This window comes from Terriglobus aquaticus, from assembly GCF_025685415.1.
In the GTDB taxonomy this organism is placed as follows: domain Bacteria; phylum Acidobacteriota; class Terriglobia; order Terriglobales; family Acidobacteriaceae; genus Terriglobus; species Terriglobus aquaticus.
Window position 1 is genome coordinate 3,966,396 of record NZ_JAGSYB010000001.1, and the last position, 26,770, is coordinate 3,993,165.

Below are 26,770 nucleotides of genomic sequence, written 5' to 3' on the forward strand. Positions count from 1 at the left end.
GGGGCTGAACGGTGGGCGCGACGGTAGCTAAAATCATGCCATGAACGTTCCGGCGGCAGTGAGCAGCGGTTTGGCCCCGGTTTCACCCGAGTACAAGGCCGACGACAACGGCGCGAGTGGCTCCGCGACGGCGAGCGGCTTCCGGCTGCACCATGCCACCTGTTCCCTCGACTGCCCGGACAGTTGCCGGGTCATCGCGACCGAGGACCTTGCCACGGGCCGCCTCGTCAAGCTGCAGGGCGATCCTGCCCACCCGGTGACGCGTGGCTTTCTGTGCGGCAAGGTTGCGCGTTACCTCGACCATGTCTACGCTCCCGATCGCCTGCTCTACCCCATGCGTCGCCGCGCCGGAGTTCCCAAAGGTCCGCTGCAGCACGGCCGCGAAGCCGAGAGCTTCGAGCGCATCTCCTGGGACGAGGCGCTGAGCGCTATCTGCGGACGGCTGCAAAGTGTGAGCGACGATCACGGCCCGGAAAGCATTCTGCCCTACAGCTATGCGGGCACTATCGGCCAGCTCGGCTACGGCTCCATGGACCGCCGTTTCTTCCACCGCCTTGGCGCTTCACAGCTCGACCGTACTATTTGCGCTACAGCGGGCGCGGCCGCGCTGACGGACGTCTACGGTACCCGCCTCGGTATGGAGCCGCAGAGCTTTGCGAAGGCGAAGCTGATCATAGCGTGGGGCGCCAACGTCCATGGCAACAACATCCACCTGTGGCCGTTCATTGAACAGGCCCGGCGCGACGGCGCCAGGCTGGTCGTCATTGACCCCTACCAGACGCGCACCGCCAAGCTGGCCGACGAACACCTGCGCATCCGTCCGGGGACTGACGTCCTGCTGGCCATGTCGATCATGCGTGTGATCGTCGACGAATCGCTGTACGACAGCGCTTACGTGGAGAGTTGCACGCACGGCTTTGCGGAACTCCGCGAGCGCCTGCGCGCACCCGCGTACGCTCCGGAAGCCGCGGCTGCGGTCACCGGCATTGCTGCCGGCCAGATCGTCGCCCTAGCGCGCGAGTACGCGACCGCGAAGCCCGCCGCAATCCGCGTGAACTACGGCGTGCAGCGGTCGGAGACTGGCGGTACTGCTATGCGCGCTATCTGCATGTTGCCGTTGCTCACAGGAGCGTGGCAGCACCCCGGCGGCGGTCTCCTGCTGTCCACCTCCGGCGCGTTCGGCTTCAACTCCGCACGGTTGCACATGCCGGAGCTGATGCAGGCTTCGCCCCTTCGCCGCGCTGCACGCACCGTCAACATGAGCCAGCTTGGCCACGCTCTGACCCAGCTCGGGTCAGAGCCGGCACACGATCCGCCGGTTCACGCCCTGTTTGTCTACAACAGCAATCCGGCCGCGGTTGCGCCCAACCAGAACGCGGTGTTGCGCGGCATGCAGCGACCGGACCTGTTCACGGTCGTCCACGACAGCTTCTTCACCGACACGGCCGATTACGCGGACATCCTTCTGCCCGCGCCAACCTGGCTGGAACAGACGGACCTGCAGGGTGCCTACGGACACCTTCATGTGCAGATCTCGCCCGCGGCCATCGCGCCGCTGGGCGAAGCGCGCCCCAACACCTGGGTGTTCGCGCAACTCGCTCAGCGCATGGGCTTCCCGGAGCCATGCTTCCGCGACACGGACCGTGACCTGATGGCGCAGGCGCTGGATTCGGGCCACCCCTGGTTTCAGGGGATCACGGTCGAATCGCTCGAGGCCGCGTCCGGCGCGAGTTCCACCGGTGTAACGCGCGCCCGCGGCAACGGCTTTCTTGCGCTGGACGTTCCCCGCGATGCTGCAGGCAACTTCCTGCCGTTTGCGGACGCATCGTGGTTCCGAACACCCAGCGGTCGCGGCGAGTTCGCCTCGGAGTCGTTGCGCGCCCGTGGCGAAGACCCGCTGCCCGCTTACTACCCGGGCGAGGAAGGGTTTGCGGCGACCAGTCCTGAGTACCCGTTGCAACTGTTGCCGCGCAAAGGCGACAACTGGATGAACTCCACCTTTGCGAATCATCCGCGCCACCGCGCAATGCAGGGTGAAGTTGCCGAAGGTCTGGAGATGCACCCCGCCGATGCAGCCGCACGCGGCCTCCACGGCGGTGACGAAGCGGAGGTGCGCAGTGCGCGCGGTTCACTTCGCCTGCGCGTTTACCTGAGCGATCGCGTTCCGCCGGGCGTGGTGGCCTGCACCCTGGGATGGAACAAGCTGTCGCCTCAGGGAGAGGGTGTGAACCGGTTGACTAGCGAGCGCGTCACCGATTTGGGTGGGGGAGCGACCTTCTATAGCACCCTTGTGCAGGTGGAGCGCGTTCCGGTCCAGGCCTCTGCTACTGACGGGTTGCCTACGCTGGCGTTTGCCGCCGATTAGCGTCCTCCGCGGAGCCGAGCCAAACCTTTGCGGTGCGCTGCATCCAAACGAGGGACGGGACAGACGAACCATTCGCTCCCGCACGGTTTGGAAAGGAACACAATGGCAAAGGCAGAAGCAAAGGCACAGCCGAAGAGCAGGATGTACAAGAATCGCGTCGCACTGGCAGACGACGTCAAGCAGAAGGTTGTGGACGTGATGAACGTCACGCTGGGTGCCGCCCTGGACATGTACTCCCAGGCAAAGTACGCCCACTGGAACGTGAAGGGCATCAACTTCTACCAGCTTCACCTGGTGTTTGACGCCACGGCGAAGGTCATCTTTAAGCAGATCGATCCGATCGCCGAGCGCATCACGCAACTGGGTGGCGTGGCCGCCGGCACGGTTCGGCAGTCTGCAGAGGGTTCGCCCATTCCGCCCTACAAGACCTCGGCAGTGGCTGGCCTGGAACACTTGAACGCGCTCGCCGATGCTCTGGGCACCTACTGCAAGGAGCTGCGCGAGGCCTCCGACAAGATTGACGAGATTGGTGACGGCCCGACCTCGGACTTCTACAACCAGCTCATCGTGGACGCGGAAGAAGAGCTGTACTTCCTGGAGTCGCACCTGGAAGCCGGCGACGTTCAGTAAGCAAGCGAATATCGAGCAAGCCAACGGTCCGGAGCCTCTCCGGGCCGTTGCTCGTTTTCGGCGCAAGTCTCTTCCGGACTACCTCTCCGCGATGAGGACACGCTGACTCTCGTATCCTTATCTCATGCTGTTCAAGTGGTACGCGGACTGGATGATCCGCTGGGAAACCGCGCTGACCACGCGGGATACGAACCGGATTGTGCGTCCGCTGGAGTGGGGCTTCGACTGGCTGGCCGATTTCAGCCCGCTGGCCGCGGAGTGGGCCGCGAAGCCGGATGGCAGCTACACCGCTGCGGAGGCCACGCGCGCCATGGCTGCCGTCAACGACGACATCGTCGCGCGAGCGAGCGACTTCTATGGCTACGCCGAGCCTACGGACTTCCGGCTGGAAGAGCGCTTCCCCGAGCTCTACCCGACCAACGTGCGCCCGGAAACGCTGGAGCAGGACCGCTGGTTTCGCGAGCAGGCGGAGCAGGGCAAGCTGCCCCGAGCACAGTTCCTGCGGTTTACCTCGCCGGTGCGCTCCAAATACCCCGAAAACGACATCGTCAACGCCCGCTGGTACCCGGAGCCGAAGCACGCGAACAGCAGCCGGCCGCGGCAGGCCATTATCGTCATGCCGCAGTGGAATGCCGATGCATTCAGTCACAACGCGCTCTGCGACATCTTCAACAAATTCGGGATCGCAGCACTACGCCTGTCCAAGCCCTACCACGACATCCGTCGGCCGGCTGAGCTGGAGCGCAGCGACTATGCGGTCAGCAGCAACGTGGGCCGCACCATAGCGGCCGCGCGCCAGGCCGTGGTCGATGTTCGCAGTTGCATCGACTGGCTCGAGTCGCAGGGATACGAGCAGTTTGGTGTGCTTGGCACAAGCCTGGGCAGTTGCTATTCGTTCCTCGCCGCCGCGTTCGACCCGCGCATTCAGGTCTGCGCCTTCAATCACGCCAGCACCTGGTTCGGCGACGTGGTCTGGACGGGCCAAAGCACCCGCCACGTGCGCGAATCTTTCGAAAGCAACGGCATCACTCAGGACGACGTGCGCTCCATCTTTGCCGGCATCAGCCCCATGGCGGTGATGGACCGTTTTGCCGCGGAACGCACCCGGCGCACGCTCATCATCCACGCCATCTGGGATCTGACTTTTCTGCGGCAGTTTTCGCTGGACGCCATTCGCAACCTGCGCGAGCGACGGGTCAACCTGACCAGCCGCGTGCTGCCGTGCGGCCACTACACCACCGGCGAAACGCCGTACAAATACCTGGATGGCTGGTATATGGGCCAGTTTGTGTGGAGCGCGTACCGCCAGATGCGGTTGCAGCAGGGCTAGCCTATACGCAGCACAAAGCCCACTTTGCAGTGGGCTTTTGTGTGGGACTTTACAGCAATCAAGCGGCTAGCATGCGGCGACGAATCGCACCTACAGCACTCAGCACGCCCGTTCCAAGCAGCGCCAGGCTCGAGGGTTCCGGAGTCGCCGCTGTGGACACGCTCACATCGTCGAGGCCCAGGTAGGCCGGGTCGTTGCGGCCGTTGAACGTCACCGTGTCGCTGCCCGTTCCGATGAAGTTGAACGAGTACGACTGGTAGTCGTGCGCCGGATCGTTCTGGATATCTGAGACCACAACCGAGTCGATCAGTGTCTGAAACTCATTCGGCGTCTCGCCGTCGCTGGCGTAGAAGTAGCTCAATGTGTATAGCTGGCCGGCAACGTCGCTGAACGTCTGGCTGATACCGGCGAGACTTCCGACCGATCCGAACACGGCGGCGTAGTTTCCGCTGTTCACTCCAACTTGCGTCGAGCCGGGGTCGGATACAAAGGTGTAGGAGCCAGTCGGGCCTGACCAGCCGGTAAAGTCGCCAGTTTCAAAGCCGCCGTTGACGATCAAGTTGTCTGCGAGTGCAGGAGAGGACGCAGCCATGGCAAGACCAGCCATGACCAACACAGAAGGCAGAGAGAAACGCATAAAAGAAGTACTCCAGAGTTGTTATGTGTGAACTGGCTCAAACCTACTTTGTCGTCTTTAGAAGACACAATAGGATGTAGCCATAAGGCGACAAATTGTTTCGCCGCATTCCCCGCTCTAGAGTCGCGCAGCCGCTCGTGCGCCATTTGCTCTGAGGGCAGAAACACACGTTGGCACAGCGCCCCTTGCCCTTGTTCAGCGAAAGCCGGACTGCATACGAGGCCCGGAGCGGGTGAACGAATGCTCAAGCGGCAGCGCTGAATGAGAGAATGGCGGCATGGCTATCGACTTGAACGCGTCGCTTGCAACTGTTGACCCGGAGATCGCCGAGCAGATCTCTCTGGAAGCCCACCGTCAGCATGACGGGCTGGAGATGATCGCCAGCGAAAATTTTGTTTCGCGTGCCGTGCTGGAAGCCGCCGGCACCGTGTTCACCAACAAGTACGCCGAAGGCTACCCGGGCAAGCGCTACTACGGTGGATGCGAGTACGCCGATGTGGTCGAAAACATCGCTCGCGACCGAGCAAAGAAGATCTTCGGGGCTGAGCACGCCAACGTGCAGCCGCATTCAGGATCCCAGGCCAACGCCGCCGCCTACATGGCGCTGATCAATCCTGGCGACACCGTGCTGGGCCTCGACCTGGCGCATGGCGGCCATCTAACGCACGGCCACAAGCTGAACTTCAGCGGCAAGCTCTACCGCATCGTCGGCTACCAGGTACGGCAGGACACCGAGACGCTCGACTATGACGCGCTGGAAGACCTGGCGAAGCGCGAAAAGCCCAGGGTGATCGTGGGCGGCGGCAGCGCCTACCCACGCTTCTGGGATTTCGAACGCATGCGGCAGATTGCCGACGCTGTTGGTGCCTACCTGTTCGTGGATATGGCTCACTTCGCCGGCCTCGTCGCCGGCGGCGTGCACCCCTCGCCCGTGCCGCACGCGCACATGGTGACCACCACCACTCACAAGACCCTGCGTGGGCCGCGCAGTGGCCTCGCGCTCTGCAAGCAGGAGTTCGCCGCGGCGCTCGACCGGTCGGTCTTCCCCGGCCAGCAGGGCGGGCCGCTGATGCACGTCATCGCAGCCAAGGCCGTTGCCTTCCGCGAGGCGCTGCAACCGGAGTTTGCCACCTACGCGGCGCAGATTGTTGCAAACGCACGCGCGCTGGCCGAGGCGCTGCAAGGCGAGGGCTACCGCGTCATCTCCGGGGGCACCGACACCCACCTTCTGCTCATCGACACCTTTCAGAAGGGCATCCTCGGCTCTGAGGCGGAGGCGGCGCTCGGAGCGTCCGGGATCACGGTCAACAAGAATGCGATCCCATTTGACCCGAACCCGCCGTTGAAGCCCAGCGGCGTCCGGTTCGGCACGCCGGCGCTCACCACGCGCGGCATGCGCGAGGGCGAAATGCGCCAGATTGCAAAGTGGATTGCGGCCGCTCTGGAGCACCGCAACGACTCGGGCAAACTGCAGCAGATCCGTGGCGAAGTCACCGAGCTGGCCGACAGTTTCCCGCTGTACGGCTGGCTGCGCGAAGGCGTGGCCGAGCGGCATCCTGAACTCGAAGCAGAGCTGGTTTAGGCGAGCAACCGGGGCGGGCGTTGTAGACGCTCCGCGTTCAACTCAAGCGGCTGCTGCGCGCGGTGCTACTGTCGCGGCTGTAGCCTGATCGGTCAGGTTTGGGGCGCAGCACATGGCAGACGAGCAGTTTGACGCAGTGGTGATCGGCACGGGGCAGAGTGGGAATCCGCTAGCCCGCGCTATGGCGAGTCATGGATGGCGCGTGGCTGCGGTGGAGCGCCGGTACGTGGGCGGCACTTGCGTCAACGATGGCTGCTCGCCCTCCAAGACGATCGATGCCAGTGCCAAGGTCGCCTACCTGGCGCGCCGTGGAGCAGACTTCGGCGTGAAGACCGGTCCCATTTCGGTGGACATGCACAAAGTCTGGGAGCGTAAGCAGAAGGTCGTTCTAGGCTCGCGCGATGGCAACGCAACCAGCCTTGCGAAGGTCAGCACGTTGCTGATGGGCGAGGCCAGCTTTGCGCAGGATCAGCCTGGCAACGGCCAGTTCGCCTTGGACGTGACGATGAACGAAGGTGGCGGAACGCGTCGCCTGGTCACGCCCCGTGTCTTCCTGAACACAGGTGAGCGCCCGCATCCGCCCAAGCTGGAAGGTCTCGACTCCGTTCAGTACCTCGACAGCACCAGCATCATGGAACTGCAGGAAGTGCCCGAGCACCTGGTCATCCTGGGCGCGGGTTACATCGCGCTGGAGTTCGCGCAGATGTTTGTGCGCTTCGGTGCAAAGGTCACGGTACTCGAGCGCGGTGAGAAGATCGCGCAGCACGAGGATGACGACGTCGCGGCCTGCCTGCGCGGCATCCTTGAGGCGGATGGGATTCGCATTCTTACCTGCGCCAGTGTCGATCGCGTTACGGGCGGCCCGGGTGCGATCACGCTGACCGTGACCACCGACGACGGCGAACAGGACGTCACCGGATCGCACCTGCTGGTCGCCACGGGTCGCACGCCCAATGTGGAAGCGCTGCACCTGGAGCGTGTTGGCGTTCACCAGGGAGACAAGAGCGGCCACATCCAGGTGAATGAGCGGCTTGAGACGAACGTGCCGGGCATCTGGGCGATGGGAGACGTGAAGGGCGGCCCTGCTTTCACCCACATCAGCTACGACGACTTCCGCGTCATCCGCACCAACGTGCTGGAGGGCGGTGACGCCTCTATCGCCGGCCGCATGACGAACTACACCATGTTCACCGACCCGGAACTGGGTCGCATTGGCTTGTCTGAGAAGGACGCGGCTGAGCAGGGCCGAAAGGTTCGCGTCGCCTCCATTCCGGCCACCAAGATTGCCCGTCTCGACGAAATGGACCAGTCTTCCGGCCTGCTCAAGGCGATCGTGGACGCGGAGAGCGGCAAGATCCTGGGCGGCGTTGCCCTGGTGGAGTCGGGCGGCGAGATGGCAGCACAGCTTCAACTCGCGATCATGGGCGACTTGCCGTATACAGCGCTGCGCGACGCGGTCTTTGCCCACCCCACACGCGCTGAAGCCTGGAATAACCTATTTACCAGCTTTCAGGACGGCCAGCCTTGATCGGCTGACGCTGATGATACTGAGAAGACGCAGCTTGAATCAGGCTTCTAAGTGTCATCGGAAGGCAGAGATTAAGTGCTGGGGAAACTACCTCAACATACTCCATTGTACGCCGTTGTAGCCGCTTGTCCATTGCACTTTGGATGAATGGAATAAGTGAAGCGGTAAAGATATTCTAAGTATGTTGTAAGGCCTGAGTAAGTGACTAGGCCGGGCGACGTGCAATGCAGTACCAAAAACTTCTTTTGACGCTTCTGATTGCCGTCCTTGGTTACAAGTTGATGGCGATCGCGTTACCCCTGATGAACAAGCCAAGCGACAGAGCCCTCTACGGGGGCGAAGCCCTGCTTGTCCTCTCGCTGGTAGTCACCGTTACAGCACTAAGGCTCTTATGGAGAAAGAGCTAACATGAGCATCTTTGGTGAGGTCCTCTCTTCCGGACGCAATAACAACGACGAAACAAACAAGCTGATCCTGCGCATCGCAAAGCTTGCAGCCCTGGCGCTTGTATTGGTGATCGCGACGTCCATCTTCTTCAATCACATCTTTTCGATCACCCGGGTAGGAGCGGGTCACGTCGGTATCGAAATCGTTCTAAGCGGATCGCAGCGCGGCGCTTCGGAGATCCCGATCCGTACCGGCTGGGTCTTCTACTCACCCATTCGTTCGGAGATCATCGAGTTCCCGACCTATGTGCAAACCGTGAAGTGGACGCGGAGTGTGAACGAGGGCAGCCCGGTCGATGAGGAGATGAGCTTCAACTCGAAAGAGGGTATGGAAATCGATGCGGATGTAAGCCTGAGTTACTCGATTGCGCCGTCTCGCGTTCCTGACTTCTATGTGAAATATCGCGTGAGCGATCTAACTCAGTTCACGCACGGTATTCTCCGCGATGTAGTTCGGAACTCGCTCAACCAGGTAGCCTCCACCTATACCGTGGAACAGATCTATGGCGAGCAGAAGACAGAGTTCCTGGAACGCACCGAGCGCCTGATCCAGCAGCAGCTCGATTCGGTCGGTGTGCAATTGCAGCAGTTCGGGCTTATTGGGGCTCCGCGCGTGCCGCAGGTAATCGCCAACGCGATCACGGCCAAGGCGCAGGCCATCCAGGATGCCGAGCGGGCTCGCAACGAACTGGCGCAGACCCAGGCGGAGGCAGCCAAGCAGATCGCGCAGGCCGAAGGCGAGGCGAAGAGCAGCGTGACGCGCGCGCAGGGCGAGGCCGAGGCGAACCGCATCCGCCAGACAAGCATTACGCCGCAGCTGCTGGAACTGCGCCGTCTGGAGAACCAGCGCGCGCTGATCGACCGGTGGAACGGCCAGTTGCCCAGCGTGGAAACGGCCGGCAACAACGGCATGATGCTGCAACTGCCCACGCCGGCATCGCGCTAACCGCCGCGTAGATCACAGAAGAACGGGGAGCAAATCTGCTCCCCGTTCTTCTTTCGTCACTCAATTGCATCCGGTACGCGGCAAGCTAACATCCAAGCACCTGTATGGGTTACGTCCTCGTCCTTCTGCTTGGCATTCTTACCGGTCTCCGAACCATGACTCCCATCGCCGTCGTGTGCTGGTTCGCCTATCTGCCGGCTGCCATCCCAGGCGATCGTGTCCTCATGCTGACCGGGTGGCGCTCCTTCACCTCGTACGTAGTCTCGCCCATCCTCTTCACCGTGCTTGCGCTCGGTGAGTACATTGGCGACAAGCTGCCGAACACGCCGAGCCGGACCTCGTCCGTCGGCCTGATCGGCCGCATTCTCTTCGGTGTCTTTGTTGGCGTGCTGATCGCGCCGCGCGTTGGCGGCCACCACTATTTGAAGGGGTTTACCGGCGGCATTGGCGCAGTGCTGGGAACGTACGGCGGATGGTGGGTGCGTACTCGTCTAGCCGCACGGGTCGGCAAGGATTGGCCGATCGCCAATCTGGAAGACTGGTTCACTATTTTCGCCAGCATCATGATCCTGAACGTGATCACGCACTCCGACTTTTTCCGCTAAGAACTGAGCAGGCGGGCCTGTAAGCCGGATTTTGTCAAAGAACGGTCATTCCTCTAGGCGCCGCATTGCTGCGGACACTCATCAGCGACCTACCCGCGAGTTTGGCGCACCGGGCCGATGCGCATCATCGCTCTGCCAGAAGCAGGGCGAATCTTCCCGCCTATTTGGTCTTGCTCCGTGTGGGGTTTACCATGCCGCCTGCATTACTGCCGGCGCGGTGCGCTCTTACCGCACCCTTTCACCCTTACCTGCTGCGCTTGCGCGCGGCGGGCGGTTTGCTTTCTGTTGCACTGGCCGTCGATGCGCCTTGACGCGCACCTCCCGGGCGTTACCCGGCACACTGCCCCGCGGAGTCCGGACTTTCCTCCCCCATGCGCCGCAAGCGGCACACAGCAGCGACCGTTCAGCCCGCCTGCTCAGGGGTAAGTATACCGGGCGCAGCTATCGCGCCAACGTCAAGACGATAGCGCCAAGTGTCAGCATTCCTCCACCCACAAAGGTCATCAGCGAAGGACGCTCGCCCAGCACAGGCCAAGCCAGCACCAGAACGAACACTACGCTCAGCTTGTCCAGCGGCGCGACCTTCGAAGCCGGCCCAAGTGCGAGCGCGCGGAAGTAGCAGAGCCAGGAAAGCGCCGTCGCCACGCCCGACGCTCCCAGGAACAGCATCGTTCGCCGGTCCAGTGTGGAGAGTTCCCGCGTTCCGCCGAAACCAACTGCAATGGCCCAGGCAAACAGCACCACCACGGTGGTTCGCACGGCCGTCGCCAGGTTCGGATCAACGTGGGCCACGCCCAGCTTTGCCAGCAGCGCGGTCATCGCCGCAAAGAAGGCCGACAGAAGTGCCCATCCCACCCAGGTCATGCCGCGCTGCTCCGTTTCAGTAGTTACCGCGAAAGCCGGCTTCGCGCAGTTGCAGACGCGTGACGGTCGCCTGGATGCCGTCCAGCGGAAAGGTCGTCCACGTGCCGATGCCGGCGCGCTCCACGGCCTTGAGCGCCTCGCCTTCGCTGCGCACCCGCATGCGGTGTACGTGCTCCATGCTGAACTGCTGCTGGCCGCCGGCCGCGGGTTCCGCGTCCAGGAACAGTCCCGAGCCAAGCCGCCGGAAATGGAAGTGAACCAGGGTCGTCTCCATCGCCTACCCGCGCGCCACCGTGGCAGCTGCTGTACTGCCGGCCTCTTTCACTGCATGTGTTGCCGACCTCTCCGCAGCGGCAGACATGTACCGCCGCCACCACAGCGAGTTCGCGGGTTCGCCGCGGAACTCCGTTGGAACTCCCGGCTCTGGAAGGAACACCGGCATCGATGCGGCACCCGCGATCTCGGTGAACCGCTCCGGCGGTTGATACCAGGCGTGGAACGCCAGGTTGAACAGGCCCCAGTGGATCGGCATGACCACTCGCGCCTGCAGCTCCTGGGCCGCGCGCAGGGCATTGTCCGGGCCCAGGTGGATCTCGTGCCATTGCTGATCGAAGGCGCCAATCTCGAGCATGACCAGGTCGAACGGCCCGAAGGTCTCGCCGATCTCGCGAAAACCCTCCCACCAGCCCGAATCGGCGCCGTGGTACACATGGTGCTTCGCGGTTCGCAATGAGAACGACGACCAGAGCGTGCCAAACCTCTTCAGGCCTCGTCCACTGAAGTGCCGCGCCGGCAGCGCCGTGAGCTCCAGCGGAGTGTCGCTCTCTGACGGAACGGTGAACCGGTCCATCCAGTTCATGGGGTGGATGCGCCCTTCGCCCACGCCCCACCGCTTCAGGTGGGTTTCCACACCCAGGGAACAAACGTACAGCGGTTTGCGTTTGTCGAAATAGCGCAACGCGTCGGCATCCAGGTGGTCGTAGTGATCGTGTGTCAGCAGCACCGCATCCACATGCGGCAACTCGTCCATCGTCAGCGGGGCAGGGAAGAACCGCTTGGGCCCGGCCCACTGCACCATGCTGGCGCGCTGACTGAATACGGGGTCGATCAGCAGCGTCGTTCCGTCTATCTCCACCAGCAGCGACGAGTGACCCAGCCATGTGACGCGCAGGCCCGAAGCCGGTTGCCGCTGAAACAGCGAGAGGTCGGTGCGGAAGGGGCCAAGCTGCTGTTTAGGAATGCGCTCTTCTTTGCCGAAGAGCATCCGGGCGAAGAGTCCGGGCATTTTGCTGGCGGGCAGCATCTCGGTCCGCACTGGGTTTTGGAACTTACCATCCCGGCATTCCGCCGGCTTCAACCATGACATTGCATCGTGCCCCGTAAAGGATCTCTGCGAACAAGGATGCCGAAGAAAGGCTGAACGATGCGACAGGGTTCCGGGGTAGTCTCACACCATAGAGGAAAATCATGGGTTGGCAGGAAGGTTTGAAGCTGGCGATGCAGTCGCTGTGGGCGAATAAGCTGCGCACGCTGCTTACGCTGCTGGGCGTGGTCATCGGCGTGGCCGCCGTGATCGCCGTGGTCACCCTGGTGAACGGCGCAAACGCCTACGTGGCGACGAAGGTGAATACCTACGGCGCCGACGTGATGACCGTTTCCAAGGAGCCTGGCTTCAACTCCGACTACAACCTGCACCTGCAGTACCTGAAGCGCAAAAACATCGACCTGGACCAGTACCGCTACCTGAGCACCGAGTGCCACAACTGCGACGGCCTGGGCGCGCAGCAGACGACCCGCGGCAAGGTGGTCGTCGGCAAACAGTCGAGCACAGACACTGTCATCCGCGGTAACACCTGGATGCTGCCGACCCTGCAGAACCAGACCATTGTGGAAGGCCGCGGTTTCACGCCCGCCGATGACGATCACGCCTCGCACGTCGCCCTGATCGGCTCCGACATCCAGGAAAACCTGCTCGGTGGCGAAGACCCCATCGGCAAGGAAATCCGCGTCGATGGCACCACCTATACGGTGATCGGGTTGGGCGAGAAGCAGGGCAAATCGCTGGGCCAGAGCCAGGACAACTGGGTCACCGTTCCGCTGAGCACCTACCAGAAGACCTATGGCACCGCGAAGACGGTCACGATCTACGTAAAGGCAGGCGGCGGCAAGAACGGCCTGGAGCGCACGGAAGACGAGGTGCGCCTGCTGATGCGCGCCGCCCGCCACGACCGGCCGGGCCAGGAAGACAGCTTCACCATCGAGACCAGCGACACCTTTATCGCGCTCTGGAAGAACATCAGCTCTGGCTTTGAAGCTGTGGCTGTTGCCATCGCTGCCATCTCGCTCGTCGTCGGCGGCATCGTGATCATGAACATCATGCTGGTGAGCGTGACGGAGCGCACGCGCGAGATCGGTGTGCGCAAAGCTCTGGGCGCGCGTCGGCGCGATGTGTTGATGCAGTTCCTGATGGAGTCCGCCGCCATGGCGCTGGTCGGCGGCATCATTGGGGTGATTGGCGGCGCTGCCGTGGCGCAGGGCGTGACGGTGCTGCTCGGATTCCCATCGTCCTTCGCCGTGTGGAGCGCGATCGCGGGCATGCTGGTCGCCGTGAGCGTCGGTATCTTCTTTGGCGTGTACCCCGCCCGCAAAGCCGCCATGCTCGATCCCATCGAAGCTCTCCGCGCCGACTGACACGAGGTTCCTCTATGAACTTGAAATCCACACTCACGCAACTCCGCGAACCGGTCACCATGGCTCTGGACCAGCTACGCAGCAACAAGCTGCGTAGCGGCCTCACGATCCTCGGCATTGTCATCGGCGTGACCACCGTCATCGCCATCTCGTCTGTGATCAACGGCCTGAACAAGAGCGTCAGCGACATGGTGTCGTCCATGGGCACTAACGTGATATGGATCTTTCGCTTTCCGGTGATCGGCGTGCGCCCGACCACGGAGATGCTGACTCGCAAACAACTGACGTACGACGATGCCATGGCACTGAAGGCGCTGCCGCATGTCGTCGGGGTGGTGCCCTCGCTGCGGTACCAGAACTTCGACTGGGGCAGCGGCAACGTTGTGGCAAAGTACGGCAAGAACAAGAGCGAAAACGTCTCGCTGGAGGGCACCACGGCCGACAACCCGGAGGTGTACGACCTGACACTCACCCAAGGCCGCTATTTTTCGCAGCGTGAAGAGGACCACGCCGACAACGTGGTCGTGCTCGGTCACGACACTGCCGAAGATCTCTTTGGACAGGAAAATGCGATCGGCAAAGAGATCAATGCGAACGGCTCCTTCTACACCGTCATTGGTGTTCAGGACAAGGTGAAATCAGCCTTCGGCGGCGGTGGTCGCAACGCAGAAGACAACATCCTCCACATGCCCATCAGCACCTTCAAGAAGGTGCACCCGGAAGTGCTCGATTACTGGATTTCCGCAAAGTTCGACGATCAGAAGAACAAGGGCATCGTCGAAGACGAGATTCGCGAGATGCTGCGTCGGCGTCGCCACGTGAAGAACGATGCCGACGACAACTTCGCCATCTTCGGCGCAGACTCGATCACGCGCCTGTGGAGCCAGATCACCGGCTCGCTCTTTCTGCTCATGTTCGGCCTCAGCGCGGTCGGTCTGCTGGTCGGCGGGGTCGGTGTGATGAACATCATGCTCGTCTCTGTGACGGAGCGAACGCGTGAGATCGGCGTGCGCAAAGCCATCGGTGCCAATCGCCGCACGATCCTGCTGCAGTTCACGCTGGAGGCGATGACGCTGTGCGCGCTTGGTGGGCTGGTTGGCGTCTTGGTGGGCTCAGGCATCGGCCTTCTGCTGGGCCTGGTGCTGTCCTCCTCAGTGTCGCTGATGTGGGTAGTGCTGGCCTTTCTCATCTCGTGCAGCATCGGGCTGTTGTTTGGCATTTACCCGGCCTTCAAGGCGGCCAGCCTGAACCCGATTGAGGCACTGCGCTACGAGTAGATCGTTCGCAGAACCTCCTACTCGCTGCGAAGGGAACACCGCGACGAGTCCTGTCGTACTCTATCGCGTACAGAGAGATTGCCGATGCTACCGTTGCTCAAGAAAATCCACGCCGCCTGCCTCTTGTCCGCCGTGCTCGTCACGGCCGGATGCCACGTCTCCTCCAAGGGCAGCGACGGTAGGGAGGATGTCGACATCCGTACGCCTCTTGGCGGGCTCGCGGTAAAGACCGATCCATCGGCGGTGCTCGGCAAGATCGGCCTGCCCGCCTACCCCGGTGCAGTCCAGGTGAAAGAGAAAGGTTCCGACAAGGACTCGGCCGACGTGAACATGTCGTTCGGCTCCTTTCACCTGCGCGTGCTTGCGCTCGGCTTCCAAACAGGAGATGACCGCGCGAAGGTCGAAGCGTTCTATCGCAAAGCGCTGCACCAGTACAGCGACGTGATTGCGTGCCAAGGTGAATCTCCGATTGGCGAGCCGGCACGGACCGGGCTTGGCCTTACCTGCAAAGGTGACCGGCACTTCCACGGCAATATCCATTACGGCGACAGCGCGGGCAACATCAACGACGAGTTCACGCTCAAGGCCGGGTCGCCTTCGCGTCAGCACATCGTCGCCATGCAGGACAAGCAGGATGGCACACACTTCACGCTGATCGCGCTCGACCTGCCGGACGACCACTAGCGCGGCTCGCGTTTCCCAGCATGCTCCGCTACGCAATCTCCGACCGCATGCTCTATCCCGGCGATGAGCGCGCACGCCAACTCCGCGTTGTTCAGCAGGCCGCCGCGCTGGCGTTGGAAGGTGTCGACTACTTTCAGCTTCGAGAGAAAGATCTGGACGAAGCCTCGCTGCTTCAACTGACCGTGAAGGTGCGCGACGCCGTTCAGTCAAGCGGAGCGCGCATGCAGGTAGTCCTCAACGGTCCACAGCACCTGGCCGTGCAGGCCGGCGTGGCGTGGCATCGGTCATCAACCCATTCCTTCGATCAAGCCTGCTGCAGTGTCTCCGTCCACACGCTGGATGACGTGGAACAGCAACGCGCGCACGCATCGCTCCTCCTGTTTGCTCCCGTTTTCGGCAAGACTGTCGGGCCCGATCTCGTCCACACCGGCGTGGGGCTCGAGCGTCTTCGCGGAGCGGTCGAGCGTGCCGCCGGAACTCCTGTGCTCGCCTTGGGCGGTGTCACGCCGCAGAACGCTCCGCTCTGCCTGGCGGCAGGAGCATCCGGCATCGCGGGCATTCGCCTGTTCCTTCGCTGACCGATCCGGCCCGCGCCTTGCCCGTGACGTGGTCTGTTACCCTGACCCACATCATGCGCATCTCCCGTTGGACTTTCGCGGCCTCGTTGCCGCTTGCTTTCGTTGCTGTGGCCGCATTCGCACAGACCACGCCTGTCGCCGATCGCGTTGCTGCGCAGAACAAGCTGTTTGACGAGTACTACGAAACCGGTCTGCGCGAGTCTCCGGAGCGTGCCACTGCGGTCGGCGACTACCGTTTCAACGACAAGCTGGACGACGTCTCTCTCGCTGCGATTACGCGCCGTCACGAAACGGCCCATGGCTATCTTGTCCGGCTGCGCATGATCGACCCTGCCGGCATGCCTGAGCAGGACCTGCTCTCGCACCAGCTGCTTGAGCGTGCTCTCCAGAACGGCGACGAGTCCTTCCAACTGAAGGATTACGAGATGCCGGTGAATCAGCAGAACGGCATCCACACGGAGCTCGCCGACTTGCCGCTCTCCATGCCGTTCGACTCGGTGAAGCATTACGAGGACTACATCGCGCGGCTTCACGCCATACCGGTTGCGCTGCAGCAGACGACGGAGGTACTGCGCGCGGGCGAACGCGACAACCTGATGCCGGTGCAGTTCCTGATCGCCAAACTGCCGGGACAGTGCGATGGCATCATCGCCCAGAACCCGTTTGCGATTCCGCTAAGGAAGTTCCCCGCGTCCTTCTCCGAAGCCGACAAGCAGCGCCTGACGACCGCCATCAACACCGCGGTCCAGCAGGACGTGTTCCCGGCCTATCGCACCTTCGCCACATTCCTGCGTACGGAATACCTGCCCAAGGGTCGCACGACCCTCTCGGTCGAAAGCCTGCCAGACGGCAAGCATCGCTATGAGGTCGCGGTGCGCCGCATGACCACTACCAAGTACACGCCAGAGCAGATTCATGAGATCGGCCTGCGCGAAGTGGCTCGAATCACCGCATTGCAGACCACCATTGCGAAGCAGCAGGGCTACCCCGATCTCGCCAGCTTCCGCGCTGCCCTGGCGAAAGACCCGCGTTGGATCCCCACCTCGCAGGAACAGATTGTCGACGACTTCCGCAAGTACATCGCGCAGATGCAGCCGAAGCTGCCGCAGCTCTTCAACTTGTTGCCGAAGTCGCCCGTCACCGTGGAGCCGATTCCGGAGTTCCAGGCTGCCGCCGCAACGCATTATCAAACCGGGACTCCCGACGGCAAGCGACCGGGTCGCGTTTCAGTTGCCGTGAGTGACTATGCACATCGCACGCTTGTGCTGGATGAAGCCGTCGCGTATCACGAGGGTATTCCGGGTCACCACATGCAGTTGTCGGTGCAGCAGCAGCTTACCGGTTTGCCCAAGTTCCGCCAGCACGGCGGAGGCGGGTCTACGGCGTTTGTCGAGGGATGGGCGCTCTACGCCGAGGAGTTGGGCAAAGAGGTGGGCTTCTACCAGAACCCGGTAAGCGACTACGGCCGCCTGAACTCCGAGCTGTTCCGCGCCGTTCGTCTGGTGGTCGACACCGGTATCCACCACTATGGCTGGTCCCGCGACCAGGTGATCCGCTACATGACGGACAACGACGTGAATGGACCGCTGGCGCAGACGGAGACAGATCGCTACATCGCGTGGCCCGGCCAGGCGCTGGCGTACAAGATGGGCCAGCTCAAAATCCGCGAACTGCGCGAAGAGGCACGCACGCAGCTTGGCGATCGTTTCGACATTCGAAGCTTCCACGACGAGGTGCTCAACGGTGGCGCCATGCCGCTGGATCTATTGCAGGAGCGCGTCGAGCATTGGATCGGAAGCCAACGCCCGGTGCTTGCGTCTAAGTAGTGGCCACCATCGCTCTGCCCTGATGGTTCACTGGTCCTTCCACCCGCACCGACGTTGACCCTGTTTCCGCAGGGGTCGTATACTTCGGCTAGATTTTGCCGTGAATGCGTGCGCCTGCACAGGTACAGCATTCATGAAACCCAGGCGAGCAGGACGCAGTACCCACGCTGCGCGGCGCCAATCCGATCCAGACACGGATCGCCAAGGAGCTTCACATCCGCATGAACCGTATTGCCACCGTGGCGACGTTCGCCGTCGCACTTGCTTCAGTTGGCTCTTCTCCCGCTCTCTTCGCGCAGGCTTCCCCCACACCTGCCGCCGCAGCGCCGGCCGCGGCTCCCAAGCCTGAAGCCATTCCGGCCAAGATCGCGCTCATCAGCTTTGAGCAGGCCGTGTTCGCCACCAACGAAGGTCAGAAGGCCATCAACGACCTGGCTACCAAGTACCAGCCGCAGAAGACGAAGATTGATGCTGAAGCCAAGGAAGTGGACAGCCTGAAGCAGCAGCTGCAGAGCCAGCCCAACCTGAGCGACGCCGAAAAGGCGAACCGCGTCCGCACCATCGACACCAAGGAAAAGCAGCTGCAGCGCGACGGCGAAGACGCAAGCGCCGCCTACCAGCAGGAACTGCAGGAGATCTACGGTCGCATCGCCCAGAAGGTGAACGGCACGCTCCAGACCTACGCTTCGCAGAACGGCTTCACCCTGACCCTTGACGTGAGCGGCCAGCAGAGCAACATTCTGCAGGCTGACACGCGCACGGACATCACTCGCGCCGTGATCGATGCGTACAACGCGTCGTCGGGCGTTCCCGCGCAGCCGGCCGCCTCGGCACCCGCCGGTCCAGCTCCCCGTACGGCTGCACCTCGCACTGCTCCGCGGACGACAACACCGCGCCAGTAACGAGCAGCGATTAGTTCTACCTCAATCAAGAGCACGGCTGTCCTCAGCCGTGCTCTTTTTGCCTGTGGAAAGATTTGTGGAAGTCCGAGCCGGACTTGGTTGAAAGAGCTCAACTCCGCGTCTAAATCGCACCATGAACGCCACGTAAATATACGTAAGATGATCGTAATGAACAACTTATGTTTTATCGTGGACAGATGTTCGGCGATGTGATGATCCTCACCCAGCCCGCTTCGAATATGAAGTTTTGCACAGAACGCACATCCCGTCCTCAAGGAGATGCGCAGTTTGTGAGGCGGGCAGCGCCTGTTCGTGCTTGCGGCTGTGCTCTGCTTCTGGCGTCCTCGCTGATGTGTGCCTGCATGGGCCAGCGTCCTGGACAGACCCAACCTGCAGTCCAAGGTGCCGGTGAGAGTGTCACCCAGAGACTTGCGAAAGATCTGACCTGGACGCCGGAGCAGCGCGAAACCCGCTTCGCCCACATGGATCAGGTCTTTCCGACGAACCCGGTTCATCACGGCTCTACGTTAGCGCTTACGCAAGGTGCTCCTCTGCAAGTGCATCTCGCCAGCGGCGAAACTGTTCGGGAGTTGATGCAGCGCGACCGTTTCTCCGGGATTCTTGTGCTGCAACGCGGCAAGATTCGCTTCGAAGAGTATGGGATCGGCGCGACCGCGCAAACGAGATGGACGTCGTTTTCCGTTTCAAAATCAGTGACGTCGACGCTTGTTGGTTACGCCCTGCGCGACAAGTTCATCCGCAGCGCAGACGATGACGTTACGAAGTACATTCCGGAGCTTGTTGGGTCGAGTTACGACGGCGTCTCGGTTCGGCAGCTTGCGGAAATGACCAGCGGCGTGCGTTGGGTTGAGGATTACACCGCGCCGGACAGTGACAACGTGAAGCTGTACGAGTCGGCGGCGGTGCCGGGGCGCGATCAGGTTGTGGAATATATGCGCAAGCTGCCGCCGGAGACCGCGCCGGGGACGAAGTTTGTTTATAAGACCGGCGAGACGGATTTGCTCGGCGTGCTGGTGCAGCGGGCGGTTGGGAGTTCGCTGAGTGCTTATTTGCAGCGGACACTTTGGCGCGAGATGCGTGCGGAGTCGGACGCGTTTTGGATTGCGGACGGCGGGCGGGAGTTTGGCGGCTCGGGTTTGAGTGCAACGCTGCGGGATTTCGGTCGGTTCGGTGAGTTCGTTCGGACGCATCGGGCGGCTGGCGGCTGGCTGGCGGCGGCGACTCGCGGCGAGGTGGACAACGGGCGGTACGGTTTGGGGTGGTGGACGTTTCCTGATGGTTCGTTTGCGGCGCTTGGGATCTTTGGGCAGTCGATTCTCGTGGATCCGCGGCGCGAGTTGGTTGTGGTGACGCTGGGCGCCTGGCCGGCGGCTTCGAGTGCGGCGCTGGTGGCGGATCGGGCGGCGCTTTGGGAGGCGGTGCGGCGGGCGGTGGATGAGCCCCCTCCCGGGTTGAATCGCTAAGTTCTTCTTTTCAGGTGAGTTGTAGTTAGGTGGTAGGGCTAAGTTCTTCTGTCGCAGGAACTTAGGCGTAAGTTCCTGCGGCAGAATAGTTTGCGGGCTGTTTGGACGCATTACCAAGTGCGTGGGCTGCCGCGCCAGGGCGCGCGATAGCCGGACCAGCGCTCGCAGTGTCCGGCGGGGTACTGGTGGACGTAACGGGGGCGCGGCGGAGCGGGAGGACGGGTTGCGTCCGCGACCCACTCGGTGTGGCTCGTCTGCCGGGCGGATCGGTTCCAGAAAGCTTCTGTGAGGAAGCGGGCGTTGGGATCGTGCGGATTTGGAGTTGTCATGGCTGGCCTTTCGGAGGCAAACGATAAGGGCTTCCTGGCGCACGGGTGTGCGCAGGAAGCCCTATCTCTATTTTAAGGAGTTGGGGGAAATAGGGTGCCAACTCTATTTCCTTGCCGACGTGGGACTTAGGGTTGTTTGGGGCTTGACAAGCTTTCCGGGTAATCCGTTGGCCAGCCGCTGAGGTTGGTGCGCGCGCGGGGTGGGGCGGTCGCGTCCTGCGGGATGCCTTCACCGCGCGTTTCCAGGGTGCGGCAGATCCCGAAGGCGCCTACTATCGAGCCCGCTTGCCGAGATCGTAGCTGAAGTGGAGTTGGCCCCAGTCATGTTCGTGATTTGTGTTTCGGTGCGGGGGCACTGGTCACAACGGATCATGAGGTTGTTTGAGGTGTTCCAGCGGACGGCGATCTGGTCGACTAATTGGCCGTCGTACTCGAGAGCGATGAACTGGCCGAGATGAATGCCGTGCCAATGGTGCTCGACGACGACGCTGGAGCCGTTGCCGTGCTCATCGTTCAGGAAGATGTATGCGCGGTAGCGGTGGTCCGGAGAGTCGATGGCGTCCGACGGGCGTTGTTGGGAGAGCATGCGACCGCCGGCGTAGATGCCGTCCATCGTGGTGCCGCCGAGGGCGGCGAGCACGAGGATGGGAGTGGTCCAGCGCAGGGTGCGGCGGACGATCTACTGCGCGGTGGTCGGGGCTGGAGGCATTTCGAGCAGGGTAGCGAGCCGGTTTGCTGGTTGCAAGATCAGGCCAGCCGCGGGCGGTGGTGGACGCACGGGGTGTGGGGTTGCGTGCTGCGGGAGGTTGGGGCCGCGCGTTTTCAGGGGCGGAGGGTGGATGGTGTGGCCGGGTTCCTGCTCTTGCGGGAGCGGGTCGCGCTTTGCGTGGTGGTTCTCCCCTTCGCTTCGCGAAGGTGGGGCAGGTGCGTTCCCGTGCTGGTGGGCGCGGGTTTGGCAGGAGCGAGGGTGTGGGTTGTCCTGGGTTGGAGGCTTGGGGCTGGCTCGCGCATTTCCAAGCGGGCTCATGAAGCTGCATGCCAAGACTCTCAGCGTCCAAGAATACCCTTGATTAGATCGGCTAGAACTAGCATCTGCCGTTCTCCGGCCCGCCTCTTTTCGATGGAACTCTCTACCTTTTGTGCAAGTGCGGCCCGCTGCTCGTAGACGGCTCGCGGAACGACAAGATCGCGAAGCACCTTTTCTTGGAAGCGAGGGTGATGACCCCCTTCTTGCGATGCCGCAAGCACGGCTTGAACGACTCCTGAGAGCAGAAAGGGGACGAGATAAGCTATCGAGTCTTTACTTTTCGGCCGCAGAACAAAGAATTCTGTACTGACGCACGGGTGTATGTCTTCAGCTTCGACCCCCTCATCTATCCAAGCAATTTGTTTTAGATAAGAGCGCAAGCGTGAAATGATCAAGTCGCCCGGTTGAATCAACTTCTTGGCGCTTCCTGGTTTCTCTTGAAGAACGCTGCTATCGTCGATCTTCAAAAAGCCATCTGCGGCATGACCAGTATCAAAGACGCGCCAGCCCTTAATTGAGGTGCCTTTCGGGATAAGCTCTCTTGGGAAGTCAACGATATCAAATAGTCTCACTCCATCGTCATCTTTTAATCTCGTATCTTCTTTTCTTGGATCGTATCTCTCTGGTGCTAGTACAAAGCCGTTGTCTAGTTCGGTGAGCCGCCTCACTCCAAAGTGTGCCATCTAGTTCTCCTGCTCAGAGAGTTTGATAGTTCGAACGATCTGTTCGAAGTCATGATCTACAGAAATCCAGACCGAGTCATTCTTGGTTACTCCTTCACGCATAATGAACTCGCCACGGCCATCCTTACCCGCTCGATCTGAAATAGCAAAGGTGATACGTTCAGGTTTCAAGTCGCGCTGGACAGTATCGCGCTTTACGCCGTACAGAATACTTGTCTTTTGGTGCGTGTGAGGGAGGAACGTCGATCTTCCGAGGCTCACAACAGCTTTCACCGCGAAGCGCTCCAGGAGCCATCTCCGTAGCGTGACGTAAGAGGCACCTGCAAACTTGTTATGAGGAAGAACGATCGCCATTCGTCCACCGGGCTTTAGAAGCTCGATGCATCGTTCGGTGAAGAGCACATCGCGCTCGATCTTCGTCTCGCCTCTCCCCAAAGTATAGTCATGCAGCAACGCTGCTTCCTTGATCTCACCAGCGAAGGGAGGGTTCGCGAGGATGACGTCGAAACCCCCATTTTCGCGAACTCGCTTCCACCTACCGGTCGCATCCTCGATTGTGAGAACGTCATCGTGTGATGTACTCCTCGCGAACAGACTAGGCGTGTGTGATCGCAGAAGGCTGTTGAGTTCAAGAAATCTGCTGGCTTGAATACCTGAAAAAGTAGACAGAGCTTTGGCAACGCGGATTGCGCGACCGTCGAAATCAAAGCCCCAAAACAGAGGAGTTGTAGACTGTTCGCCCGCTTTAACTTCGCCTGTATGCTTTGCGGCATGCATTAGAAATGCTCCGGAGCCGCAGGCTGGATCGCAGATCAGTTCACCTGGCTTTGGATCCACTAAACGGACACAGAACTCGACAACATGCCGAGGCGTAAAGAACTGGCCCTTGGAGCCCTTAGATGCTTTCGCAATCATGTGCTCGAAAGCCGCATCTAGGACGTCATAATCGGTCCCGCAGATCGTCTGGCGCCCGAGAAGAGCCGAGCAGATTGCGAGGTGATCGTCACGCAGACGAAAGAAGCGTTCATTGACGAGAGTTGGCCACCTGCGGTCAGCCAACGCAAGCAGTCGATTTGCCCGCCTGAGCACTTCTTCCGGATGGCAAGCAGCGTCAAAGGGTGATGCTTCTGCTCGGTCTGTTTCTGAGATGAACTTTACAAGCAGCAGTTTAAAAAGTTCTTCAAACGCGTTTTCACCGGAATTCGCAAGGATGAGCTCCTCTAGCCTGAGAAGAAGACTAGCCCAATCGGAACATGTTTCGTTGTGACGCTTCGCCATGGCTTCATAGTCACGGGTTCCCGAGGAGCTGTCAAGACGAACGTCACCATAAGAAAAAGTATTCCGATTTGGGTTATTAAAGCCTGACACAGCATCGTCAATGTGTGGAACTGAAGTCCCAAGAACTGGAACTCGCCGTACGTCTCAAGCAGGCACGGCTGAAGGCTGGGTTAACTCAAAATCAGCTTGCACGTAGGATGGGCCGTCCTCAGTCCTTTATCTCTAAGACAGAGACGGCAGAGCGCAGTCCTGCCTTCTTAGAGGTGGTTGTACTCGCAGACCTATTGGGTATCAGCATTGGTGATTTAATTCCGCGAACACTACGGAAAGAGGACTAGTCCTTGTTGATGGTCAACGAACAACAGCTCTCAGCGTTGGAGGAGCGGCTTGCTCCTCTGAAGGGCGTACAATTCGATGTTCTTAAACTTCCGCGAGAAGTACTAAAAGGTTTCGAGCCTTCGCAGATCGGATCTATAGCTGGTGCACTAATGGACGCGTGCATCCCGCAGCTGGAGAAGATTGTTTCTGGTGAAGACAAGGATAAGGTCGCAGGACTAGGGCTGACGAAGGGCGCAGGAATTCTCAAAGACCGAGAGGCGTATCCTGATTACCAGCACGATTCTGGTATGCGTGTCGAACTGAAACTCCTTTATGTGAATCCAAAGGACGTCGAGATGAAAGTTCCGTCTACTCCACGGGAGCCTTCCGCAAGATTGTCACAGAAGGTGACAGTCAAGAACGTTCAGGCTGATAAAGATGTTCTGCTAGTAGTCGCCTATCAACTGCAACCCGATAAAGTCGATGGGGACCTGTTCGTTCCGACGATCATCGACTTCAGTGTCCTGCCAGTTCAGGCCTGCATCGAAGCTAGAGATCAGCGGCTCACAGATGCGGGTGGCAGATGGTTTGGTGATTACCAAACACCTGCGATCCTTAGCAGGCGCGGCAAGGCAAAGGTTCGAGCTGAACAGCCTACTAATAAAGAAGCATACGGACGCAAAGAATCCGAAGGGCGCGACTACAACGAAGATACAAACTTCGGGAAGCTTGCTCGAATTCCATATAAGAAGCTACAAGAGTTCATCGCAAAGCATGGACTGCAAGCAGTTCCGCAAACAGTTGCCTCGGAAGGTAATCCCACAAGCACTCTCGAAGAAGAGATATTGGAGGCCGTGTCGGCGGCTGATGACTTAGCGGCGAAATCGTAAATATGCCTTAGCGTTACTCGCCGACTTTGAGGACGGCTAGGAAGGCTTCCTGGGGGATGTCTACTTTGCCGATGCGTTTCATGCGCTTTTTGCCCTCTTTTTGTTTGTCGAGGAGTTTGCGTTTGCGGGAGATGTCGCCGCCGTAGCACTTGGCGAGGACGTCTTTTTTGATGGCGGAGACGGTTTCGCGGGCGACAATTTTGCTGCCGATGGCGGCCTGGATGGCGACCTCGAACATTTGGCGGGGGATGAGCTCTTTCATTTTGTGGACGAGGGCTTTGCCGCGTTCGTAGGCGAAGTCGCGGTGGACGATGACGGAGAGGGCGTCGACGGGTTCGCCGGAGACGAGGATGTCCATCTTGACCATGGGCGAGGTCCACATGCCGGAGAGGTGGTAGTCGAGGCTCGCATATCCACGCGAGACGGACTTGAGGCGGTCATAGAAGTCGAGGACGATCTCATTGAGCGGGAGCTCGTAGGTGATCATGACGCGGGAGCCGGAGACGTACTCGAAGTTCTTCTGCTTGCCGCGCTTGTCTTCGACGAGTTTGAGGATGCCGCCGACGTACTCCTCGTTGGTGAGGATTTTGGCGGTGATCACGGGCTCTTCGATGAAGTCGATGGTGGTGGGGTCGGGCCAGCGGGAGGGGTTTTCGACCTCGACGATGTTGGATTCGGAGCGCGGGCCGGTGAGGTGGATTTTGTAGCGGACGCCGGGTGCGGTGGTGATGAGGTCGAGGCCGAACTCGCGCTCAAGGCGCTCCTGGATGATTTCCATGTGGAGGAGGCCGAGGAAGCCGCAGCGGAAGCCGAAGCCGAGGGCGACGGAGGATTCGGGCTCGAAGGAGAAGCTGGCGTCGTTGAGCTTGAGTTTGCCAAGGGCTTCGCGGAGCGCGCCGTGCTCGTGGGATTCGACGGTGTAGAGGCCGGCGAAGACCATGGACTTGATGTCTTCGAAGCCGGGGAGCGGTTCGGCGGCGGGGTTCGAGGGGTCGGTGATGGTGTCGCCGACCTTGGTGTCGGCCACGTCTTTGATGGTGGCGACGAAGAAGCCGACCTCGCCGGCGGAGAGGGTGGAGATTTCGACGGGCTTGGGGGTGAGGACGCCCATGGATTCGACGTCGAAGGTGCGGCCATTCGACATGAGGCGGATGCGCTGGCCGGTGCGGAGCGTGCCGTTGATGACGCGGGCGAGGACAATGACGCCTTTGTAGGGGTCGAACCAGCTGTCGAAGATGAGGGCCTGGAGTGGGGCGTCGGCTTTGCCCTCGGGCGGCGGGATGAGGTGGACGACGGCTTCGAGGATGGCTTCGACGTTGAGGCCGGTTTTGGCGGAGACGGCGATGGCGTCGTCGGCGGGGAGGCCGACGGTGTTTTCGATCATCTCCTTGGTGCGCGGGATGTCGGCGCTGGGGAGATCGATTTTGTTGATGACGGGGATGATTTCGAGGCCGTTGGAGATGGCGAGGTAGGCGTTCGCGAGGGTCTGGGCCTCGACGCCCTGGGAGGCGTCGACGACGAGGAGGGCGCCTTCGCAGGAGGCGAGGGAGCGCGAGACCTCGTAGGAGAAGTCGACGTGGCCGGGGGTGTCGATGAGATTGAGCTGGTAGGTGTTGCCGTCCTTGGCTTGGTACATCATGCGGACGGAGTGGGCCTTGATGGTGATGCCGCGCTCGCGCTCGAGGTCCATGGCGTCGAGGACCTGGGCCTGCATTTCGCGCTGGGTGAGCGAGCCGGTGATCTCCAGGAGGCGATCGGAGAGGGTCGACTTGCCGTGGTCGATGTGCGCGATGATCGCGAAGTTGCGGATGAATTTGGGGTCCATGCTGTCGCTCTTAGTTTAGCGGGTCGGGAATGCGCGCCGTTCGGC

Annotated in this window: 24 protein-coding genes and 1 other RNA gene; 16 read left to right on the plus strand and 9 right to left on the minus strand. The window is 61.1% G+C overall.

Features of this window, described 5'->3' with window-relative positions; all coding sequences use genetic code 11:
* The first annotated feature begins 40 nt into the window (after positions 1–40).
* The 3 genes from OHL12_RS16425 (at position 41) to OHL12_RS16435 (ending at position 4,325) form a co-directional block, all read left to right on the plus strand.
* Positions 41–2,365: a molybdopterin-containing oxidoreductase family protein gene (locus OHL12_RS16425; protein ID WP_263414899.1), complete on the plus strand. Its 2,325-nt coding sequence runs from the start codon at positions 41–43 to the stop codon at positions 2,363–2,365.
* A gap of 102 nt (positions 2,366–2,467) precedes the next feature.
* Positions 2,468–2,995 carry a DNA starvation/stationary phase protection protein Dps gene (gene dps / locus OHL12_RS16430; RefSeq protein WP_263414900.1) on the plus strand — a complete coding sequence of 176 codons (528 nt, stop codon included), beginning with the start codon at positions 2,468–2,470 and terminating at the stop codon, positions 2,993–2,995.
* Positions 2,996–3,119: 124 nt separating this feature from the next.
* Positions 3,120–4,325: an alpha/beta hydrolase gene (locus tag OHL12_RS16435; RefSeq protein ID WP_263414901.1), complete on the plus strand. Its 1,206-nt coding sequence runs from the start codon at positions 3,120–3,122 to the stop codon at positions 4,323–4,325.
* A 58-nt stretch (positions 4,326–4,383) separates the two neighbouring features.
* On the opposite strand, the gene OHL12_RS16440 is transcribed toward OHL12_RS16435, so the two are convergent.
* Positions 4,384–4,962, minus strand: a complete 579-nt coding sequence (locus tag OHL12_RS16440; RefSeq protein ID WP_263414902.1) for a PEP-CTERM sorting domain-containing protein — start codon at positions 4,960–4,962, stop codon at positions 4,384–4,386.
* A 277-nt stretch (positions 4,963–5,239) separates the two neighbouring features.
* Between OHL12_RS16440 and OHL12_RS16445 the strand changes: the two genes are divergently transcribed.
* The 4 genes from OHL12_RS16445 to OHL12_RS16460 all read left to right on the plus strand — a co-directional run bounded on the left by OHL12_RS16445 (position 5,240) and on the right by OHL12_RS16460 (position 10,069).
* Positions 5,240–6,544, plus strand: coding sequence for a serine hydroxymethyltransferase (locus OHL12_RS16445; RefSeq protein WP_263414903.1), 1,305 nt, complete (start codon positions 5,240–5,242; stop codon positions 6,542–6,544).
* A gap of 112 nt (positions 6,545–6,656) precedes the next feature.
* Positions 6,657–8,072: a mercuric reductase gene (locus OHL12_RS16450; protein ID WP_263414904.1), complete on the plus strand. Its 1,416-nt coding sequence runs from the start codon at positions 6,657–6,659 to the stop codon at positions 8,070–8,072.
* 408 nt (positions 8,073–8,480) lie between these two features.
* Positions 8,481–9,464 (plus strand): SPFH domain-containing protein, encoded by a 984-nt coding sequence (locus OHL12_RS16455; protein WP_263414905.1) that lies wholly within the window; start codon positions 8,481–8,483, stop codon positions 9,462–9,464.
* Between the two features lie 104 nt (positions 9,465–9,568).
* A complete protein-coding gene (locus OHL12_RS16460; protein ID WP_263414906.1) occupies positions 9,569–10,069 on the plus strand; it encodes a DUF4126 domain-containing protein in 501 nt (166 codons plus the stop codon).
* 4 nt (positions 10,070–10,073) lie between these two features.
* Here the strand turns inward: OHL12_RS16460 and rnpB are convergent.
* The 4 genes from rnpB to OHL12_RS16480 form a co-directional block, all read right to left on the minus strand.
* An RNA gene (rnpB, locus tag OHL12_RS16465) (RNase P RNA component class A) lies at positions 10,074–10,484 on the minus strand.
* A 26-nt stretch (positions 10,485–10,510) separates the two neighbouring features.
* Positions 10,511–10,933 carry an EamA family transporter gene (locus OHL12_RS16470; RefSeq protein WP_263414907.1) on the minus strand — a complete coding sequence of 141 codons (423 nt, stop codon included), beginning with the start codon at positions 10,931–10,933 and terminating at the stop codon, positions 10,511–10,513.
* Positions 10,934–10,949: 16 nt separating this feature from the next.
* A complete protein-coding gene (locus OHL12_RS16475) occupies positions 10,950–11,207 on the minus strand; it encodes a hypothetical protein (protein WP_263414908.1) in 258 nt (85 codons plus the stop codon).
* Between the two features lie 3 nt (positions 11,208–11,210).
* Complete coding sequence (locus OHL12_RS16480) at positions 11,211–12,248, minus strand: MBL fold metallo-hydrolase (protein WP_263414909.1); 1,038 nt, start codon at positions 12,246–12,248, stop codon at positions 11,211–11,213.
* 152 nt (positions 12,249–12,400) lie between these two features.
* Here OHL12_RS16480 and OHL12_RS16485 point away from each other — a divergent pair, with 152 nt between their 5' ends.
* From OHL12_RS16485 to OHL12_RS16515, 7 genes are all read left to right on the plus strand, one after another.
* On the plus strand, positions 12,401–13,624 hold the full coding sequence (locus tag OHL12_RS16485) for an ABC transporter permease (RefSeq protein WP_263414910.1): 1,224 nt from the start codon (positions 12,401–12,403) through the stop codon (positions 13,622–13,624).
* Positions 13,625–13,638: 14 nt separating this feature from the next.
* Complete coding sequence (locus OHL12_RS16490) at positions 13,639–14,901, plus strand: ABC transporter permease (protein ID WP_263414911.1); 1,263 nt, start codon at positions 13,639–13,641, stop codon at positions 14,899–14,901.
* Positions 14,902–14,985: 84 nt separating this feature from the next.
* On the plus strand, positions 14,986–15,585 hold the full coding sequence (locus OHL12_RS16495) for a hypothetical protein (RefSeq protein WP_263414912.1): 600 nt from the start codon (positions 14,986–14,988) through the stop codon (positions 15,583–15,585).
* A gap of 20 nt (positions 15,586–15,605) precedes the next feature.
* Positions 15,606–16,163 carry a thiamine phosphate synthase gene (locus OHL12_RS16500; protein ID WP_263414913.1) on the plus strand — a complete coding sequence of 186 codons (558 nt, stop codon included), beginning with the start codon at positions 15,606–15,608 and terminating at the stop codon, positions 16,161–16,163.
* 107 nt (positions 16,164–16,270) lie between these two features.
* Complete coding sequence (locus OHL12_RS16505; protein ID WP_263414914.1) at positions 16,271–17,989, plus strand: DUF885 domain-containing protein; 1,719 nt, start codon at positions 16,271–16,273, stop codon at positions 17,987–17,989.
* 221 nt (positions 17,990–18,210) lie between these two features.
* On the plus strand, positions 18,211–18,891 hold the full coding sequence (locus tag OHL12_RS16510) for an OmpH family outer membrane protein (protein ID WP_263414915.1): 681 nt from the start codon (positions 18,211–18,213) through the stop codon (positions 18,889–18,891).
* Positions 18,892–19,253: 362 nt separating this feature from the next.
* Complete coding sequence (locus OHL12_RS16515) at positions 19,254–20,375, plus strand: serine hydrolase domain-containing protein (RefSeq protein ID WP_263414916.1); 1,122 nt, start codon at positions 19,254–19,256, stop codon at positions 20,373–20,375.
* 558 nt (positions 20,376–20,933) lie between these two features.
* Here the strand turns inward: OHL12_RS16515 and OHL12_RS16520 are convergent.
* From OHL12_RS16520 to OHL12_RS16530, 3 genes are all read right to left on the minus strand, one after another.
* Positions 20,934–21,344, minus strand: a complete 411-nt coding sequence (locus OHL12_RS16520) for a hypothetical protein (protein ID WP_263414917.1) — start codon at positions 21,342–21,344, stop codon at positions 20,934–20,936.
* A gap of 407 nt (positions 21,345–21,751) precedes the next feature.
* Complete coding sequence (locus tag OHL12_RS16525; protein ID WP_263414918.1) at positions 21,752–22,414, minus strand: restriction endonuclease subunit S domain-containing protein; 663 nt, start codon at positions 22,412–22,414, stop codon at positions 21,752–21,754.
* On the minus strand, positions 22,415–23,692 hold the full coding sequence (locus OHL12_RS16530) for an HsdM family class I SAM-dependent methyltransferase (protein WP_263414919.1): 1,278 nt from the start codon (positions 23,690–23,692) through the stop codon (positions 22,415–22,417). It abuts the gene before it with no gap.
* A 104-nt stretch (positions 23,693–23,796) separates the two neighbouring features.
* Here OHL12_RS16530 and OHL12_RS17440 point away from each other — a divergent pair, with 104 nt between their 5' ends.
* Together OHL12_RS17440 and OHL12_RS16535 are read left to right on the plus strand one after the other, a co-directional pair.
* A complete protein-coding gene (locus tag OHL12_RS17440) occupies positions 23,797–24,030 on the plus strand; it encodes a helix-turn-helix domain-containing protein (protein ID WP_344686811.1) in 234 nt (77 codons plus the stop codon).
* A 3-nt stretch (positions 24,031–24,033) separates the two neighbouring features.
* The gene (locus OHL12_RS16535) at positions 24,034–24,900 is read left to right on the plus strand and encodes a hypothetical protein (RefSeq protein ID WP_263414920.1); all 867 of its coding nucleotides are present in this window, start codon (positions 24,034–24,036) and stop codon (positions 24,898–24,900) included.
* A 13-nt stretch (positions 24,901–24,913) separates the two neighbouring features.
* Here the strand turns inward: OHL12_RS16535 and lepA are convergent, their stop codons facing one another.
* Positions 24,914–26,725 (minus strand): translation elongation factor 4, encoded by a 1,812-nt coding sequence (gene lepA / locus OHL12_RS16540; protein ID WP_263414921.1) that lies wholly within the window; start codon positions 26,723–26,725, stop codon positions 24,914–24,916.
* Positions 26,726–26,770 lie beyond the last annotated feature (45 nt).